The sequence below is a fragment of the Pseudomonas sp. NFR16 genome (genome assembly GCF_900108875.1).
Lineage (GTDB): Bacteria > Pseudomonadota > Gammaproteobacteria > Pseudomonadales > Pseudomonadaceae > Aquipseudomonas.
Genome location: NZ_FNYJ01000002.1, coordinates 631,846 through 646,500 on the forward strand (window position 1 = coordinate 631,846; position 14,655 = coordinate 646,500).

Here is a 14,655-nt window from a genome sequence, read left to right on the forward strand (position 1 = left end):
GCTTTGAGGATTTCCACGATGGCAACAATTTTTGACCCGATCAAACTGGGCGACCTGGAACTGGCCAACCGCATCATCATGGCGCCGTTGACTCGCTGCCGTGCCGATGAAGGCCGAGTCCCCAACGCGATGATGGCCGAGTACTACGTGCAGCGCGCATCGGCCGGCCTGATCATCAGCGAAGCGACCTCCGTCACGCCGATGGGCGTGGGTTATCCGGATACGCCGGGCATCTGGTCCAACGATCAGGTGCGCGGATGGGCCAACGTCACCAAGGCCGTGCACGCCGCTGGCGGCAAGATCGTCCTGCAACTATGGCACGTCGGTCGGATTTCGCACCCAAGCTACCTGAACGGCGAAGCTCCGGTGGCGCCAAGCGCCATCGCAGCCAAAGGCCACGTCAGCCTGGTTCGTCCGCTGGCTGATTACCCGACGCCACGTGCGCTGGAGCTGGCCGAAATCGAAGACGTCGTCGACGCCTACCGCGTCGGTGCCGAGAACGCCAAGGCGGCAGGCTTCGACGGCGTTGAAATCCATGGCGCTAACGGTTATCTGCTCGACCAGTTCCTGCAGAGCAGCACCAACAAGCGCACTGACGCCTACGGCGGCTCGCTGGAAAACCGCGCACGTCTGTTGCTTGAAGTGACTGATGCTGTCGTTGAAGTCTGGGGCGCGGGTCGCGTGGGCGTGCATCTGGCCCCTCGCGCCGACGCACATGACATGGGCGACGACAACCTGGCCGAGACCTTCACCTACGTCGCGAGCGAGCTGGGCAAACGCGGCATTGCCTTCATCTGCGCACGCGAGCGTGAGCTCGACGACAGCCTGGCACCGCGTCTGAAACAAGCATTCGGCGGCGCCTTCATTGCCAACGAAAAGTTCACAAAGGCAACCGCCAACGAGTGGCTTGCCAGCGGCAAGGCAGACGCTGTGGCGTTCGGCGTGCCGTTCATTGCCAACCCTGACCTGCCAGCGCGTCTGGCCAAAGATGCGCCGCTGAACGAGCCGCATCCCGAGACGTTCTACGCCAAGGGCGCCGAAGGCTATCTGGATTACCCGACGCTGTAAGGTTTCAGGTTGTTACTCTGATGTCCTTCGGGTCGTTCGCGAGCAAGCTGGCGCCCACATGATTGAACGTGCCATGGCCTGAGGAACCGAGTGGGTAGCTTTAGAGGCTGACCACTCGGTCCAACAGAATGGGGTTCGCTGCAAAAGATGTGGGCGCGAGCTTGCTCGCAGTCATGCCCGAAGGGCTTCGATGCAGCAATCCAAAGCCCGATTGAACCTACTGCGGCCGGGCGTTGATCTGCTGCGACAACGTCTGAATCTGGCTCTGCAAAGTATTCAGGTTGCGGGTCATCTGCCCGCGGAATGCGTCGAACTCCGCCGTGCTCGCACCCGTGGAAGCGCCTGCCGCCGGACGATTGTCCTGCTCGCTCTTGAGCACAATCATGTCCTGCTCAAGACGCTCGATCGCCTGGCTGTTGTTGCTCTTCTTGAGATTGGCCACGTCCGCGCTCAGGCTCTTGATCTCGTTGTCCAGTCGATCCTGACCCGACTGCGCCGATTTGCTGTCTGCCACCGCCGCTTTCAAGGCGGCCAGTTCTGTCGTGACGGCTTTGAGCTGATCCTGCAACTGCTGATTGACCGCTTGCTGCTGCGCACTCTGCGTGCTGATCTGCTCCAGCCGTTTATCCAGCCCGCCCTGCAAACCGGCCACGCCTTGTTGCTGCTTGTTCTGGTCAGCCAGTTGATCCTGCAGCTGCTTGATCTGAGCCTTGAGGGCTTCGCCGCCGCTGTTGGCAACCGACTCGGTCGCGACCACCTTTCCGGAAATATCCTGCAGCCTGCCAGCGGCTTCCTCACTGATGCGCGCGAAGCTTTCCTGCGTGGCGACCAATTGCTGCTCCATCAACGTCACCTGTTGAAAACTCCACCAGCCCAGGCCGCAGAACGCAATGAACAGCGCCCCGATCAAGGCCCACAGCGCGCCGGTGCCAGGCGCTTTCACCTGGACGACCGGCGTGGTGCGCGAGTACACCGTGGTGCGTTCGCGGGCACCGGCGTCGGGAAGGAAATCATCGTCGTCATCTTTGGCACTGAGGCTTGGGACGTCATCGACGTCGTCATACGGATCTTTGCGCATGCGTTTCCCTTTGAAAAAACCGCTGAATCTGAATGGCAGGCAGTATAACCACGGATGCTGACAGCCGTTTACAGCGCCCCGCCGTGCTGCGCTTTCCACCAGCCGCAGAACTCATCGAGCGCGGTCCAGACGCTAACGTCAGGCTGGTAGTCCAGATAATACTGGGCGCGGCTGATATCAAGCGTGAAATCACGCGTCATCACCTGCATCCCCAGTCTGGACAGCGTCGGTTCAGGTCGGCCCGGCCATATCATGCACGCGGCCTCGTTCAGCGCCGCAACGCCATAGGCCAGGCCATAAGAACGGTAACGCGTGACCGGCGGCAATTGCATCTGGCGCATCACGTAATTGACCACATCCCAGATCGGTACCGGCGCGCCGTTGCTGATGTTGTAAGCCTTGCCCAGCGCCGAACCGCTGGCGAGCAGGCTGCTGATCAAAGCTTCGTTGAGGTTCTGAATGCTGGTGAAGTCGACCTTGTTCAACCCATTGCCAATGATCGACAGGCGTTTCTTGCGCTGCATCTGCATCAGCCGCGGAAAAATGCTCGTGTCCCCGGCGCCGGTCACGAAACGCGGGCGCAGCGCAATGACCTCAAGACCGAACTCTTCAGCGCCGAACACTTTCTGCTCAGCCAGATACTTGGTCGCGGCGTAATGATTGTTGAAGCGCTTGGGCACTTGTTCTTCGCGGATATTCAGGTGCGAACGGCCATCGAAATAAATCGACGGCGAGGACAGATGCACCAGCCGCCGCACGCGCTGTTTGAGGCAGGCCTCGACCACATTTTCGGTGACCTGAACATTGCCCTGATGAAAGTCCTGCCGACGCCCCCACGTGCCGACCGCCCCGGCGCAATGCACCACGGCCTCGACGTCGTCGCACAGTGCGTGAACCACGTCGGGATCGTTGAGATCGCCCTGAATGAATTCGGCTCCGCGCCGGACCAGATGCTCGACGCCCTCTGCGCGGCGGCCGTTGACCCGAACACTCAACCCCTGCTCCAGGGCAAAACGCGCGAAGCGCCCGCCGATGAAGCCGCTTGCGCCGGTGACCAGAATCTTCATTTACCGCTCCGTTTGCTTACCGTGTTCATGCATGAATGCGGCGCCATCCCGCGCTCATCGGATCTGAGCCGCTGCCACGCCTGATGGCGCGGGAATCAGAGACGCCTAATGTGTCTGAAGGGGCACCAGCCAACGCCCTGCTTTTTTCGCCAGATGTCCGGTCAGTTGCGTCAGCAACCGCCCGCCATTTCGCCAATGATGCCAGTAGAGCGGGACATCGATGCAGTGATCGGGCACCAATTCCACCAGACGGCCGCTCGCCAGTTGCTCGCCGACCTGCAATTCAGGCACCAGTCCCCAGCCCATCCCGGCCTCGGTCATGCGCATGAAGCCTTCGGACGAAGGGCACAAATGATGTTCGAACCCGCCCTCGACGCCCAGCGACGCGAGATAACGATGCTGGAGAAAATCGTCCGGGCCGAATACCAAGGCCGGCGAGCGCGCAAGCGACTTGGCGGTGACCCCTTCGGGAAAGTGCCGGGCAATGAACGCCGGACTCGCCAACGCACGGTAACGCATCGCGCCAAGCAAAAGACTGCGGGCACCGGCCACTGGCCGCTCGCTGCCGCACAGGCACGCCGCCACTTCTCCGGCGCGCATGCGCTTGAGGCCGACGTCCTGATCTTCGACCACCAGATCGGTCAGCAATTGATGTTCAGCACAGAAATCGCCTACCGCCTGCGCCCACCAGGTGGCCAGACTGTCGGCATTCAGAGCGATACGCAGTCGCTCGGGCGTGCCGCCTTCATCCAGCGCCGGCACGACGCTTTGCAGGTCCCGTTCGAGCAGACGCACCTGCTGCACATGGTTCAGCAACCTGCGACCAATGTCGGTCGGACTGGGCGGCGTCGCGCGTATCAGCACCGGCTGGCCGACCCGTGCCTCTAGCAACTTGATGCGCTGAGACACCGCTGACTGGGAGAGCCCCAAGACCTGCGCCGCGCGCTCGAAACCCGCCTGTTCTATGACCGCAGCGAGCGCTGCCAACAGCTTGTAGTCGAACATCAGTTTTCCTAATGAGCGATCATGTTTATTGGTTTTTCTTATACCCCGTCAAACCTGACAATGGCCACATCTGTTTAGCGAGATATGTCATGTCCGGTGAAACCTCCCTCGGTGTGCTGCTGCGCAGCATGAGTCCTGAATTGAACGACGGCGAGTATGTGTTCTGCAGCGTGCCCGACGTCAGTCATCTGCACGGAACGCAGCCATTGGGCAGCTTCCGCGAGCGCGAAGGCGTGACGGTCATTCTTGAACGCCAGCAAGCCCGGGCGCTGGGGCTTGATTCGGGTTATGTGATGGCGTGGATCACCCTGACTGTGCACTCGTCACTGGAAGCCGTCGGACTGACCGCCGCCTTCGCCACGGCGCTGGGCAATGCAGGGGTCAGTTGCAACGTCATCGCGGGCTTCTATCACGATCATCTTTTCGTCGGTAAGGACGATGCGCACAGAGCGCTGTCCGTTCTGCGTGAGTTGGCCGAGAACGCCCACTGATCTGACTCTGGAACCGATGATATGTGGCAAAGCTATCTCAACGGGCTGTTGGTGGCCGGCGGTCTGATCATGGCCATCGGCACACAGAACGCCTACGTCCTCGCGCAAAGCCTGCGCCGCGAGCATCACGTCTCCGTCGCAGTGCTGTGCATCGTCTGCGACGCTGTTCTTGTGGCCGCCGGAGTGTTCGGACTGGCCAACGTGCTCGCGCACAATCCCGCGTTGTTAGCGGTGGCGCGCTGGGGCGGCGTGATATTCCTGCTGTGGTACGGGGCGAAGGCGCTGCGACGCGCCCTTTCGCCGCAAAGCCTGGCGCAGGGTGATGCCGATGGTCAGCGCTCGCGTCGCGCCGTCTTGCTGACCGCGCTGGCGGTGACGCTGCTCAATCCGCACGTCTACCTCGACACCGTTCTGCTGATCGGTTCGCTCGGGGCCCAGCAAGCCGTGCCCGAGGCCTATGTGGCGGGCGCTGCGAGCGCTTCATTGTTATGGTTTTCGACTCTGGCGCTGGGCGCGGCGTGGCTTGCGCCGTGGCTGGCACGCCCGGCGACGTGGCGACTGCTGGATCTGATGGTGGCTGTGATGATGTTCAGCGTGGCGTTGCAGCTGATCCGTACGGCGTAAACCTGGAATTGATTGCAATGCTCTGGAACCTCTATCCCACACAGTTGTTGCGTGGTTAAGGGCCGGGGCCGGTGCTATGATCCAGCCCCTGCGTCGCAAAGAGTACAAACTCGCCGGCGTATGTTCTGTCTGGCCGCCCGTGATCGGCCTTGCGCAAACCGCAACTGACCTGATTAGGAGAATTACCATGGCTTTCGAATTGCCGCCGCTGCCGTATGCTCATGACGCTCTGGCACCGCACATCTCCAAGGAAACTCTGGAATACCACCACGACAAGCACCACAACACCTACGTCGTGAACCTGAACAACCTGGTGCCAGGCACTGAGTTCGAAGGCAAAACCCTGGAAGAAATCGTCAAGACCTCCTCGGGCGGTATCTTCAACAACGCAGCCCAGGTCTGGAACCACACCTTCTACTGGAACTGCCTGGCCCCTAACGCCGGCGGCCAGCCAACCGGTGCGCTGGCAGATGCCATCAATGCTGCGTTCGGCTCCTTCGACAAGTTCAAGGAAGAATTCAGCAAGACCTCCATCGGCACCTTCGGCTCCGGCTGGGGCTGGCTGGTGAAGAAGGCTGACGGCTCCCTGGCACTGGCCAGCACCATCGGCGCCGGCAACCCGCTGACCAGCGGCGACACCCCGCTGCTGACCTGCGATGTCTGGGAACACGCTTACTACATCGACTACCGTAACCTGCGTCCAAAATACGTCGAAGCATTCTGGAACCTGGTGAACTGGAAGTTCGTCGCTGAACAGTTCGAAGGCAAAGGCTTCACGGCCTGATTGCCGATTCACACAAAAACCCGGCCTGGCCGGGTTTTTTTTCAGCTTCTGTTCATCCTTTATGTATTGTCAGGAAGCGATAGCGGACTAATATCAGCAGATGCCCGTTCGACGAAACGAGGCTCAAGTTCCGCCCACTGTTTACCGACACAGTGGTGATAGCCTTACGTGCCTGCATGTGAAACGTTATCCGAATCATACGAGCCATGCGTTTACCAGGACGCTTGACCCGAAGGCCTGCAATGTCAATGCTTGCAAGCAGTCGCCCCGCTATCAGCATGGATGAAGGAATGCCCATTTGAAGCTGGAACTCAAAAACAGCTTGTCGGTAAAGCTGCTGCGCGTCGTGCTGCTTTCGGCGCTGATCGTTGGCGTTGTGCTCAGTTGCGCACAGATCGTCTACGACGCGTACAAGACCCGGCAAGCCGTCGCCACCGATGCCGCGCGGATCCTCGACATGTTCCGCGACCCGTCTACGCAGGCTGTCTACAGCCTGGACCGAGAGATGGGGATGCAGGTCATCGAAGGGCTGTTCCAGGACAAGGCCGTGCGCATGGCGTCCATCGGTCATCCGAACGAAACCCTGCTGGCAGAGAAAACCCGCGACCTCAAGGCATCCCCCACCCGCTGGCTGACCGACCTGATTCTCGGCCAGGAGCGCAGTTTCACCACTCAACTGGTGGGCCGCAGCCCGTACAGCGAATATTACGGCGACTTGCGGATCACCCTCGACACCGCCACTTACGGCGAAGGCTTTCTGATCAACTCGATGATCATTTTCATCTCAGGCGTGCTGCGCGCGCTGGCGATGGGCCTTGTACTTTATCTGGTCTATCACTGGCTGCTGACCAAACCGCTGTCGCGAATCATCGAACACCTGACCAGCATCAATCCCGATCGCCCAAGTGAGCACCAGCTTCCGTTGCTCAAGGGCCACGAGAAAAACGAACTGGGCATCTGGGTCAATACGGCAAACCAACTGCTGGCGTCCATCGAACGCAACACGCACTTGCGCCACGAGGCCGAGTCGAGCCTGCTGCGCATGGCGCAGTACGACTTCCTCACCGGGCTGCCCAATCGCCAGCAATTGCAGCAGCAACTGGACAAAATCCTCATCGACGCCGGCAAGGTGCAACATCGCGTGGCGGTGCTGTGCGTAGGTCTGGACGATTTCAAAGGCATCAATGAGCAGTTCAGTTATCAGGCGGGCGACCAACTGCTGCTTGCGCTGGCCGATCGCCTGCGCAGTCACAGCGGAAGACTCGGTGCGCTGGCCCGTCTGGGCGGCGATCAATTCGCGCTGGTTCAGGCCGACATCGAGCAACCGTATGAGGCCGCCGAGCTTGCGCAAAACATCCTCGACGACCTCGAAGCGCCTTTCGCCGTGGAGCATGAAGAAATCCGCCTGCGCGCGACCATCGGCATCACGTTATTCCCGGAAGATGGCGACAGCACCGAGAAGTTGCTGCAAAAAGCCGAACAGACCATGACGCTGGCCAAAACCCGTTCTCGCAACCGGTATCAGTTCTATATCGCCAGCGTCGACAGTGAGATGCGCCGCCGGCGCGAACTGGAAAAAGACCTGCGCGAAGCGCTGGTGCGCAATCAGTTTCATCTGGTGTATCAGCCGCAGATCAGCTATCGCGATCAACGCGTGGTGGGCGTCGAGGCGTTGATTCGCTGGATTCATCCGGAACATGGCTTTGTGCCGCCGGATCAGTTCATCCCGCTGGCTGAGCAGAATGGCACCATCATCGCCATCGGCGAATGGGTGCTCGACCAGGCCTGCAAACAGCTGCGCGAGTGGCATGACCAGGGGTTTACCGATCTGCGCATGGCGGTGAACCTGTCCACCGTGCAGTTGCACCACTCCGAGCTGCCGCGAGTGGTCAACAACCTGCTCCAGATCTATCGATTGCCGCCCCGCAGTCTGGAGCTGGAAGTCACTGAAACCGGCCTGATGGAAGACATCAGCACCGCCGCTCAGCATCTGCTCAGTCTGCGCCGCTCCGGTGCGCTGATCGCTATCGACGACTTCGGTACCGGGTATTCGTCATTGAGTTACCTGAAAAGCCTGCCGCTGGACAAAATCAAGATCGACAAGAGCTTCGTTCAGGACCTGATCGACGATGATGACGACGCCACCATCGTGCGCGCGATCATCCAGCTGGGTAAGAGCCTGGGCATGCAGGTGATTGCCGAAGGGGTCGAAACGACCGAGCAAGAGGCGTATATCATTGCCGAGGGCTGCCATGAAGGTCAGGGATATTTCTACAGCAAACCTTTGCCCGCCCGAGAATTGCTGTCGTATTTGAAGCAGGCGCAGCGTACTCACGTCGGCGTGTTGTAACCTAAAGTCACCGGCCTGCCGGAGCCTGCTCCTGCACAATGACGGGGTCCGGATTCTTGTAACAGCTTGAAATATCTCCCCTCGCCAGTATGGGCGTTTTGCCTTTACACGGAATGCAAATCCTTCGCATTATGTCGCAGCTTTTTTGGCGCTCGCCAACGCTCACATACTCTTTCGACGCAGGATTCCGTCATGATTCGTACGCCTCTGGCAACCGCTAGTCTGCTGGCCCTCGCTATTTCTCTGGCCGGCTGTGACCAAGGCAAGGACAAGCCCGCCGCCGCCGCACCGACGCCCGCGCCGACAGCCTCCGCCCCCGCCGCTCCCGCTGCCGCCCCCGCCCCCGCCCAGACAGACGAGTCCACCACCAAGGCAGTGGTCGCGAATTACGTCAGCATCGTGTTTGCCGTGTTCAGCGACGCCGAGTCAACCGCGAAGAAACTGGGCACGGCCGTCGACGCGTTCCTCGCATCACCCAATGATCAAACGCTCAAAGCGGCCCGCGATGCCTGGACCGCAGCCCGCGTGCCTTACATGCAAAGTGAAGTCTTCCGTTTCGGCAATACCCTGATTGACGACTGGGAAGGTCAGGTCAACGCCTGGCCTCTGGACGAAGGCCTGATCGACTATGTGGCCAAGGATTATCAGCACGCCCTGGGCAACCCTGGCGCGACCGCCAACATCATCGCCAACACCTCGGTACAGGTCGGCGAAGACAAGGTCGATGTCACCGAGATCACCCCGGAAAAACTCGCCAGCCTCAATGAACTGGGTGGCTCCGAAGCCAACGTTGCCACTGGCTATCACGCCATCGAATTCCTGCTCTGGGGTCAGGATCTGCATGGCACGGGCCCAGGTGCGGGTGAGCGCCCGGCCAGCGATTACATCGAAGGTCAAGGCGGCACGGGAGGTCACAACGACCGTCGTCGCGCGTACCTGAAAGCCGTGACGCAGCTGCTGATCAGCGACCTCGAAGAGATGGTCAACAACTGGAAACCCGGCGTGGCCGACAACTACCGGGCAACGCTGGAAGCCGAGCCTGCCGAAAGCGGCCTGCGCAAAATGCTGTTCGGCATGGGCAGCCTGTCGTTGGGCGAACTGGCGGGAGAGCGTATGAAAGTCGCACTGGAGGCCAACTCAAGCGAAGACGAACACGACTGCTTCAGCGACAACACCCACAATTCCCACTTCTATAACGGCCTGGGTATCCGCAACGTCTATCTGGGCGAGTACACCCGCGTGGATGGCAGCAAGGTCAGCGGAGCGAGCCTCTCTTCCCTCGTCGCCAAAGCGGACGCCGCCACCGATGCCACACTGCGTGCCGACCTGGACGACACCCAGGCCAAGCTGCAAGTCATCGTCGACCACGCCAACAAGGGCGAGCACTTCGATCAATTGATCGCCGCTGGCAACACTGCCGGTAATCAAGTGGTGCGTGACGCCATCGGCGCACTGGTCAAACAGACCGGCGCGATCGAGCAGGCCGCAGGCAAGCTGGGCATCACCGACCTGAACTCCGACAACGCCGACCACGAGTTCTGACGGATCGGGCGGCGCCTGTTTACCGCCCGTTCAAGCGAACGACAACCGATGCCGACCCGGTCACGGGCCGGCATTTTTTTTGTCATCCGAAGGCTGGAAATACCTCACAAGCCACCGAATTTGAGGACCGATCTGTAAGGTTTGTAAGGCATTTCCTGTTCGCTCTCCGTCGGATTGAACGCCCTTCCCACGGCGTCGATCATGCGCACTTCCTTGACCCCATCCCATCCAGGAGGAGACAGACAGTGCCCAAGAGAGACAAGAAAAGGCGCCGCGTCAGCAAGCAGAAAGCCAACGATTACGGCATCCACCTGTTGGTCGGCATCAAGGGGCCTCGAGCCTGGAAAGTGACGCTCTATCGCGATGGCAAAACCTTCAACCGACTGTTCTCGTTCTCCCGCTACGGCGGTCGCGAAGCGGCGCGCAAAGCAGCCGACGCCTGCCGCGATCAACTGCTCCTGAGCCATCTGCCCAGACTCAGCCGCGATATTCGTCAGCGCATCATCGCCACCAACACCAGCGGACATCCCGGGGTGCATTACCGCTGCTACACCGGCGTCGCCTACTGGGTCGCGCGGACAACGCTGCGCAACGGCAGCAGCGTCACCAAGTCGTTCCGGGTCGAGTATTACGGCTACGAGCGGGCCAAGGAGCTGGCCATCCGGGAGCGAGAACGACAGCTCGACGGCATTGGCGACTACCGCTCATTCAAGGTCGTCGAAGGCGAACGGCGGCTCATGCAACTGCTGGTGGAAAACCCGACGCTGGAGATCGCCGGTACCTGAAATCGCCGATTGATCGCGCTCGATCGGCGAATTGGTAACAACACATTGCGAGAGGCACTTACAAACGCAAATCCCTCTTATTCATCAAAGTCGGGGCTGGTAAGCTTGCTCGCCCCGATTTCAAGCCCTTTGCAGGATCTGTATGACTGCGCGGTCCCGTTATTCGTTATTCCTGCTCGTGGCCATGGCCATTGGCGGGTGCGATGACGCCCCGCGTTTCAGCACCGCCGAACCCGGCGAGGCCCAGTCCGCCGGCGCGGGCACCGTCAACAAAAGCGACCGCAATGCCTTTTCCCTGCCTTCTGCCAACCTGTCGCCATCCCGGCGCCTGGACTTCAGCGTGGGCAACAGTTTTTTTCGCAGCCCCTGGGTCATCGCACCGGCCACAACGACCGCCCGCGACGGCCTCGGCCCGCTGTTCAATACCAATGCTTGTCAGAACTGCCACATCAAGGATGGCCGTGGTCATCCTCCCGAGGCAGGCGCCGACAACGCGGTGTCGATGCTGGTGCGACTGTCGATCCCCAATGATCCCGCATACGCCCGGCAAATCGAACAACTGGGGCTGACACCCGAACCCGTTTACGGCACTCAGTTGCAGGACATGGCCATTCCCGGTGTCCCGCCGGAAGGCAAGGTGCGGGTCGAGTACGACTCGATGACGCTGCACTTCCGCGACGGCACGCCGGTGCAACTGCGCCGCCCTACCCTGCAGATCACCCAGCTCGGGTACGGCCCGATGCACCCGCAGACCCGCGCATCGGCGCGCATTGCCCCACCCATGATCGGCCTGGGTCTGCTGGAGGCAATTCCTGAGGCGGCGATTCTCGCCAACGCTGATCCCGAGGACAAAAAAGGCACCGGCATCACCGGCACGCCCAACCGGGTCTGGGACGATGCGCAGCAAAAAATTGTGCTTGGGCGCTTCGGCTGGAAGGCCTCGCAGCCCAGCGTCAATCAGCAGAATGCCCACGCCCTGGCGGGCGACATGGGGCTGACATCCCGTCTGAAGCCAGCCGACGATTGCACCCCGACGCAAACGGCCTGCCTGGCTGCGCCCACTGGCGAGGGGCCAGATGGCGAACCTGAAGTCAGCGACAACATCCTGCGACTGATGACCTTCTATACGCGCAATCTGGGTGTTCCCGCGCGCCGTGACGTCGCGGACCCGCAAGTGCTGGCGGGCAAGAACCTGTTCTTCAAGGCCGGCTGTCAGCAATGCCATACGCCACAGTTCACCACCTCCGCCGATGCCGCCGAGCCGGAGCTGGCCAATCAGGTGATCCGGCCCTACACCGATCTGTTGCTCCACGACATGGGCGAGGGCCTGGCCGACAACCTCAGCGAGTTTCAGGCCAGCGGCCAGCAATGGCGCACACCGCCGCTGTGGGGCATCGGCCTGACGCAGATGGTCAGCGGCCATACCCGGTTTCTTCATGACGGGCGCGCCCGCAACCTGATGGAAGCGGTGCTCTGGCATGGCGGCGAGGCGTTGCCTGCACAGCGTCAGGTGTTGGCCTTCGATGCGCAGCAACGTGCGGCGCTGCTGGCGTTCCTGAATTCTCTATAACGTTTTCTAAAGATAAGGAGTCGGGCATGTTCCGTCCCAAGCTGTTGTTCACCAGTCTGGCCGCCCTCGCGCTTGGCGCCTGCGCGCCTTCCGACCCGCAGGCGGTGACGTCGGCAGCCATCGCCAAACAGGTGATCCTGCCGACCTACAGCCGCTGGGTCGATGCAGACAGGCAGCTGGCGGTCAGCGCGTTGGCCTACTGTGAGGGCGAGTCCGATCTGGACACCGCGCGCGCTGACTTTCTGCATGCGCAAAAAGCCTGGGCCGAGCTGCAACCGCTGTTGATCGGTCCATTGGCCGAGGACAATCGTGCGTGGCAGATTCAGTTCTGGCCAGACAAGAAAAACCTCGTCGGGCGTCAGGTCGAGCAACTGGTCACCGCTCAGCCGCAGATCACTGCCGACGCGCTGGCGAAATCCAGCGTGGTGGTCCAGGGCCTGTCGGCCTACGAATACATTCTCTTCGACGCCAACATCGACATGGCCAACGCCGAACAGAAAAGCCGCTATTGCCCGCTGCTGATTGCGATCGGCGAGCGTCAGAAAGCCTTGGCCGAAGACATCCTCAACGGCTGGAACAACAGCGACGGCATGCTCGCGCAGCTGAGCAAATTCCCCAACCAGCGCTACGCTGACGCTCACGAAGCGATTGCCGAATTGCTGCGCGTGCAAGTGACTGCGCTGGACACGCTGAAGAAGAAACTCGGTACGCCACTGGGTCGCCAGACCAAAGGCATGCCGCAACCTTTCCAGGCCGAAGCGTGGCGCAGCAAGGCGTCGCTGAGCAGCCTGCAGGCGAGCCTTGCCAGCGCCGAAACCGTCTGGTCGGGTGTCGACAACAAAGGTTTGCGTGGCCTGTTGCCCGCTGGGCAGAAGCCGTTGGCCGACAAGATCGACGCGGCCTACGCAGAGAGTCGCAAACAGCTCGCCGCGTTGAAACCGCCCTTGGCGGATTTGCTGGCCACTGAAGAAGGCCGTCAGCAATTGAACGCTTTTTACGACAGCCTGAACGTCGTCCATCGCCTGCATGAAGGCGAACTGGCCAAGGCGCTGGGCATTCAGTTGGGTTTCAACGCCAACGATGGTGACTGATATGTTGCGACGTCAGGCTCTGGCCCTCGGCAGTCTTGTGCTCAGCGCCTGCACCCTGGGCGGCTGGACGCTGTTCAGGAAAAAGGGCGAAAGCCCGCTGTTGTTGTCCGCCCGGGACGGCAGCGACGGGCAGCATTACGCCGTGGGCTATCGCGTGGACGGCATGCAGGTGTTCGCCACCGCGGTCGCGCAGCGTTGCCATGACATCGTCAACCATCCGCACCGGCCGCTGGCGCTGTTCGTTGCGCGCAGGCCGGGCACGCAAAGCTACCTGATCGACCTGCGCGACGGGCGTCTGCTGCAAACCATCACATCGCGACCGGACCGGCATTTCTACGGCCATGCGGTCATCCACAAGAGCGGCGAATGGCTCTACGCCACTGAAAACGACACGCGTGATCCCGGCCGTGGCCTGCTGGGCATCTACCGTTTCGTCGGTGACCGGCTGGAGCATGCCGGTGAGATGCCGACCCACGGCATCGGCCCGCATCAGGTGTCCTGGATGCCGGATGGCGAGACGCTCGTGGTCGCCAACGGTGGCATCAGGACCGAGGCGGAAAGCCGCGTCGAAATGAACCTCGATGCGATGGAGCCCAGCCTTGTGCTGATGCAGCGAGACGGCACGTTACTGAGCAAGGAAACGCTCTCGCAACAGATGAACAGCGTGCGGCACATGGCGATCGCCAGCGACGGCACGGTTGTCACCGGTCAGCAATTCATGGGGCCTTCTCACGAGTCAGCCGAATTGCTGGCGATCAAGCGTCCGGGCCAGCCATTTCAGGCATTCCCGGTTGCCGCGCAGCAGTTGCAGTCGATGGCGCATTACACCGCCAGCGTGGCGATACACGACGAATTGCGGCTCGTCGCGCTGACTGCACCGAGGGGCAACCGTTTCTTTATCTGGGACCTGGACAGCGGTGTACTTCGCCTGGACGCGCCGCTGCCCGATTGCGCAGGCGTCGGGGCGGTCGCAGACGGCTTCGTCGTGACTTCGGGCCAGGGTCGCTGCCGGTTTTACGACTGCCGCCAGAACACATTGATCGCCCAGCCACTGGCATTGCCTTCGGGATTGTGGGACAACCATTTGCATCTGGTGTGAGTAGGCCTGGGGTTGGCTTGGAATTGCTGCTTTGATGCCTGCAGGCATCAAGGTAAGCAGTTCAAATCAACACCTGTGCCCGAAGGGCATCAATTTTCCAA

13 protein-coding genes are annotated in these 14,655 nt (G+C 61.0%); 10 read left to right on the plus strand and 3 right to left on the minus strand.

Annotated features, from left to right (window positions below):
* Positions 1 to 18: 18 nt before the first annotated feature.
* A complete protein-coding gene (locus BMZ10_RS11545; protein WP_093461691.1) occupies positions 19 to 1,068 on the plus strand; it encodes an alkene reductase in 1,050 nt (349 codons plus the stop codon).
* A gap of 217 nt (positions 1,069 to 1,285) precedes the next feature.
* Here the strand turns inward: BMZ10_RS11545 and BMZ10_RS11550 are convergent, their stop codons facing one another.
* From BMZ10_RS11550 to BMZ10_RS11560, 3 genes are all read right to left on the minus strand, one after another.
* Positions 1,286 to 2,146: an ATPase gene (locus BMZ10_RS11550; protein ID WP_093461693.1), complete on the minus strand. Its 861-nt coding sequence runs from the start codon at positions 2,144 to 2,146 to the stop codon at positions 1,286 to 1,288.
* A gap of 68 nt (positions 2,147 to 2,214) precedes the next feature.
* Positions 2,215 to 3,213, minus strand: a complete 999-nt coding sequence (locus tag BMZ10_RS11555; protein WP_093461696.1) for an NAD-dependent epimerase/dehydratase family protein — start codon at positions 3,211 to 3,213, stop codon at positions 2,215 to 2,217.
* Between the two features lie 105 nt (positions 3,214 to 3,318).
* Complete coding sequence (locus BMZ10_RS11560) at positions 3,319 to 4,218, minus strand: LysR family transcriptional regulator ArgP (RefSeq protein WP_093461699.1); 900 nt, start codon at positions 4,216 to 4,218, stop codon at positions 3,319 to 3,321.
* Between the two features lie 89 nt (positions 4,219 to 4,307).
* On the opposite strand from BMZ10_RS11560, the gene BMZ10_RS11565 reads away from it, so the two are divergent.
* From BMZ10_RS11565 to BMZ10_RS11605, 9 genes are all read left to right on the plus strand, one after another.
* Positions 4,308 to 4,709 carry an ACT domain-containing protein gene (locus tag BMZ10_RS11565; protein WP_093461701.1) on the plus strand — a complete coding sequence of 134 codons (402 nt, stop codon included), beginning with the start codon at positions 4,308 to 4,310 and terminating at the stop codon, positions 4,707 to 4,709.
* Between the two features lie 21 nt (positions 4,710 to 4,730).
* The gene (locus tag BMZ10_RS11570; RefSeq protein WP_093461704.1) at positions 4,731 to 5,333 is read left to right on the plus strand and encodes a LysE/ArgO family amino acid transporter; all 603 of its coding nucleotides are present in this window, start codon (positions 4,731 to 4,733) and stop codon (positions 5,331 to 5,333) included.
* Between the two features lie 187 nt (positions 5,334 to 5,520).
* Positions 5,521 to 6,117: a superoxide dismutase gene (locus BMZ10_RS11575; protein ID WP_093461707.1), complete on the plus strand. Its 597-nt coding sequence runs from the start codon at positions 5,521 to 5,523 to the stop codon at positions 6,115 to 6,117.
* 298 nt (positions 6,118 to 6,415) lie between these two features.
* A complete protein-coding gene (locus BMZ10_RS11580; RefSeq protein WP_093461710.1) occupies positions 6,416 to 8,467 on the plus strand; it encodes a putative bifunctional diguanylate cyclase/phosphodiesterase in 2,052 nt (683 codons plus the stop codon).
* A 192-nt stretch (positions 8,468 to 8,659) separates the two neighbouring features.
* Positions 8,660 to 10,009, plus strand: a complete 1,350-nt coding sequence (locus tag BMZ10_RS11585) for an imelysin family protein (protein ID WP_093461713.1) — start codon at positions 8,660 to 8,662, stop codon at positions 10,007 to 10,009.
* 245 nt (positions 10,010 to 10,254) lie between these two features.
* Positions 10,255 to 10,794 carry an AP2 domain-containing protein gene (locus tag BMZ10_RS11590; RefSeq protein ID WP_143070286.1) on the plus strand — a complete coding sequence of 180 codons (540 nt, stop codon included), beginning with the start codon at positions 10,255 to 10,257 and terminating at the stop codon, positions 10,792 to 10,794.
* Between the two features lie 142 nt (positions 10,795 to 10,936).
* Entirely contained in the window at positions 10,937 to 12,364 is a 1,428-nt protein-coding gene (locus tag BMZ10_RS11595; protein ID WP_093461718.1) for a di-heme oxidoreductase family protein, read from the plus strand.
* A gap of 26 nt (positions 12,365 to 12,390) precedes the next feature.
* Positions 12,391 to 13,455 (plus strand): imelysin family protein, encoded by a 1,065-nt coding sequence (locus tag BMZ10_RS11600; RefSeq protein WP_093461721.1) that lies wholly within the window; start codon positions 12,391 to 12,393, stop codon positions 13,453 to 13,455.
* A gap of 1 nt (position 13,456) precedes the next feature.
* Positions 13,457 to 14,554, plus strand: coding sequence for a DUF1513 domain-containing protein (locus tag BMZ10_RS11605; protein ID WP_093461724.1), 1,098 nt, complete (start codon positions 13,457 to 13,459; stop codon positions 14,552 to 14,554).
* Positions 14,555 to 14,655: the final 101 nt, after the last annotated feature.

Bases quoted from the DNA above. Each gene is read 5' to 3' on its own strand.
- BMZ10_RS11550 (WP_093461693.1), bottom strand. From the start codon at position 2,146: ATGCGCAAAGATCCGTATGACGACGTCGATGACGTCCCAAGCCTCAGT.
- BMZ10_RS11565 (WP_093461701.1), top strand. From the start codon at position 4,308: ATGTCCGGTGAAACCTCCCTCGGTGTGCTGCTGCGCAGCATGAGTCCT.
- BMZ10_RS11585 (WP_093461713.1), top strand. From the start codon at position 8,660: ATGATTCGTACGCCTCTGGCAACCGCTAGTCTGCTGGCCCTCGCTATT.
- BMZ10_RS11545 (WP_093461691.1), top strand. From the start codon at position 19: ATGGCAACAATTTTTGACCCGATCAAACTGGGCGACCTGGAACTGGCC.
- BMZ10_RS11595 (WP_093461718.1), top strand. From the start codon at position 10,937: ATGACTGCGCGGTCCCGTTATTCGTTATTCCTGCTCGTGGCCATGGCC.
- BMZ10_RS11605 (WP_093461724.1), top strand. From the start codon at position 13,457: ATGTTGCGACGTCAGGCTCTGGCCCTCGGCAGTCTTGTGCTCAGCGCC.
- BMZ10_RS11575 (WP_093461707.1), top strand. From the start codon at position 5,521: ATGGCTTTCGAATTGCCGCCGCTGCCGTATGCTCATGACGCTCTGGCA.
- BMZ10_RS11555 (WP_093461696.1), bottom strand. From the start codon at position 3,213: ATGAAGATTCTGGTCACCGGCGCAAGCGGCTTCATCGGCGGGCGCTTC.
- BMZ10_RS11560 (WP_093461699.1), bottom strand. From the start codon at position 4,218: ATGTTCGACTACAAGCTGTTGGCAGCGCTCGCTGCGGTCATAGAACAG.
- BMZ10_RS11600 (WP_093461721.1), top strand. From the start codon at position 12,391: ATGTTCCGTCCCAAGCTGTTGTTCACCAGTCTGGCCGCCCTCGCGCTT.
- BMZ10_RS11570 (WP_093461704.1), top strand. From the start codon at position 4,731: ATGTGGCAAAGCTATCTCAACGGGCTGTTGGTGGCCGGCGGTCTGATC.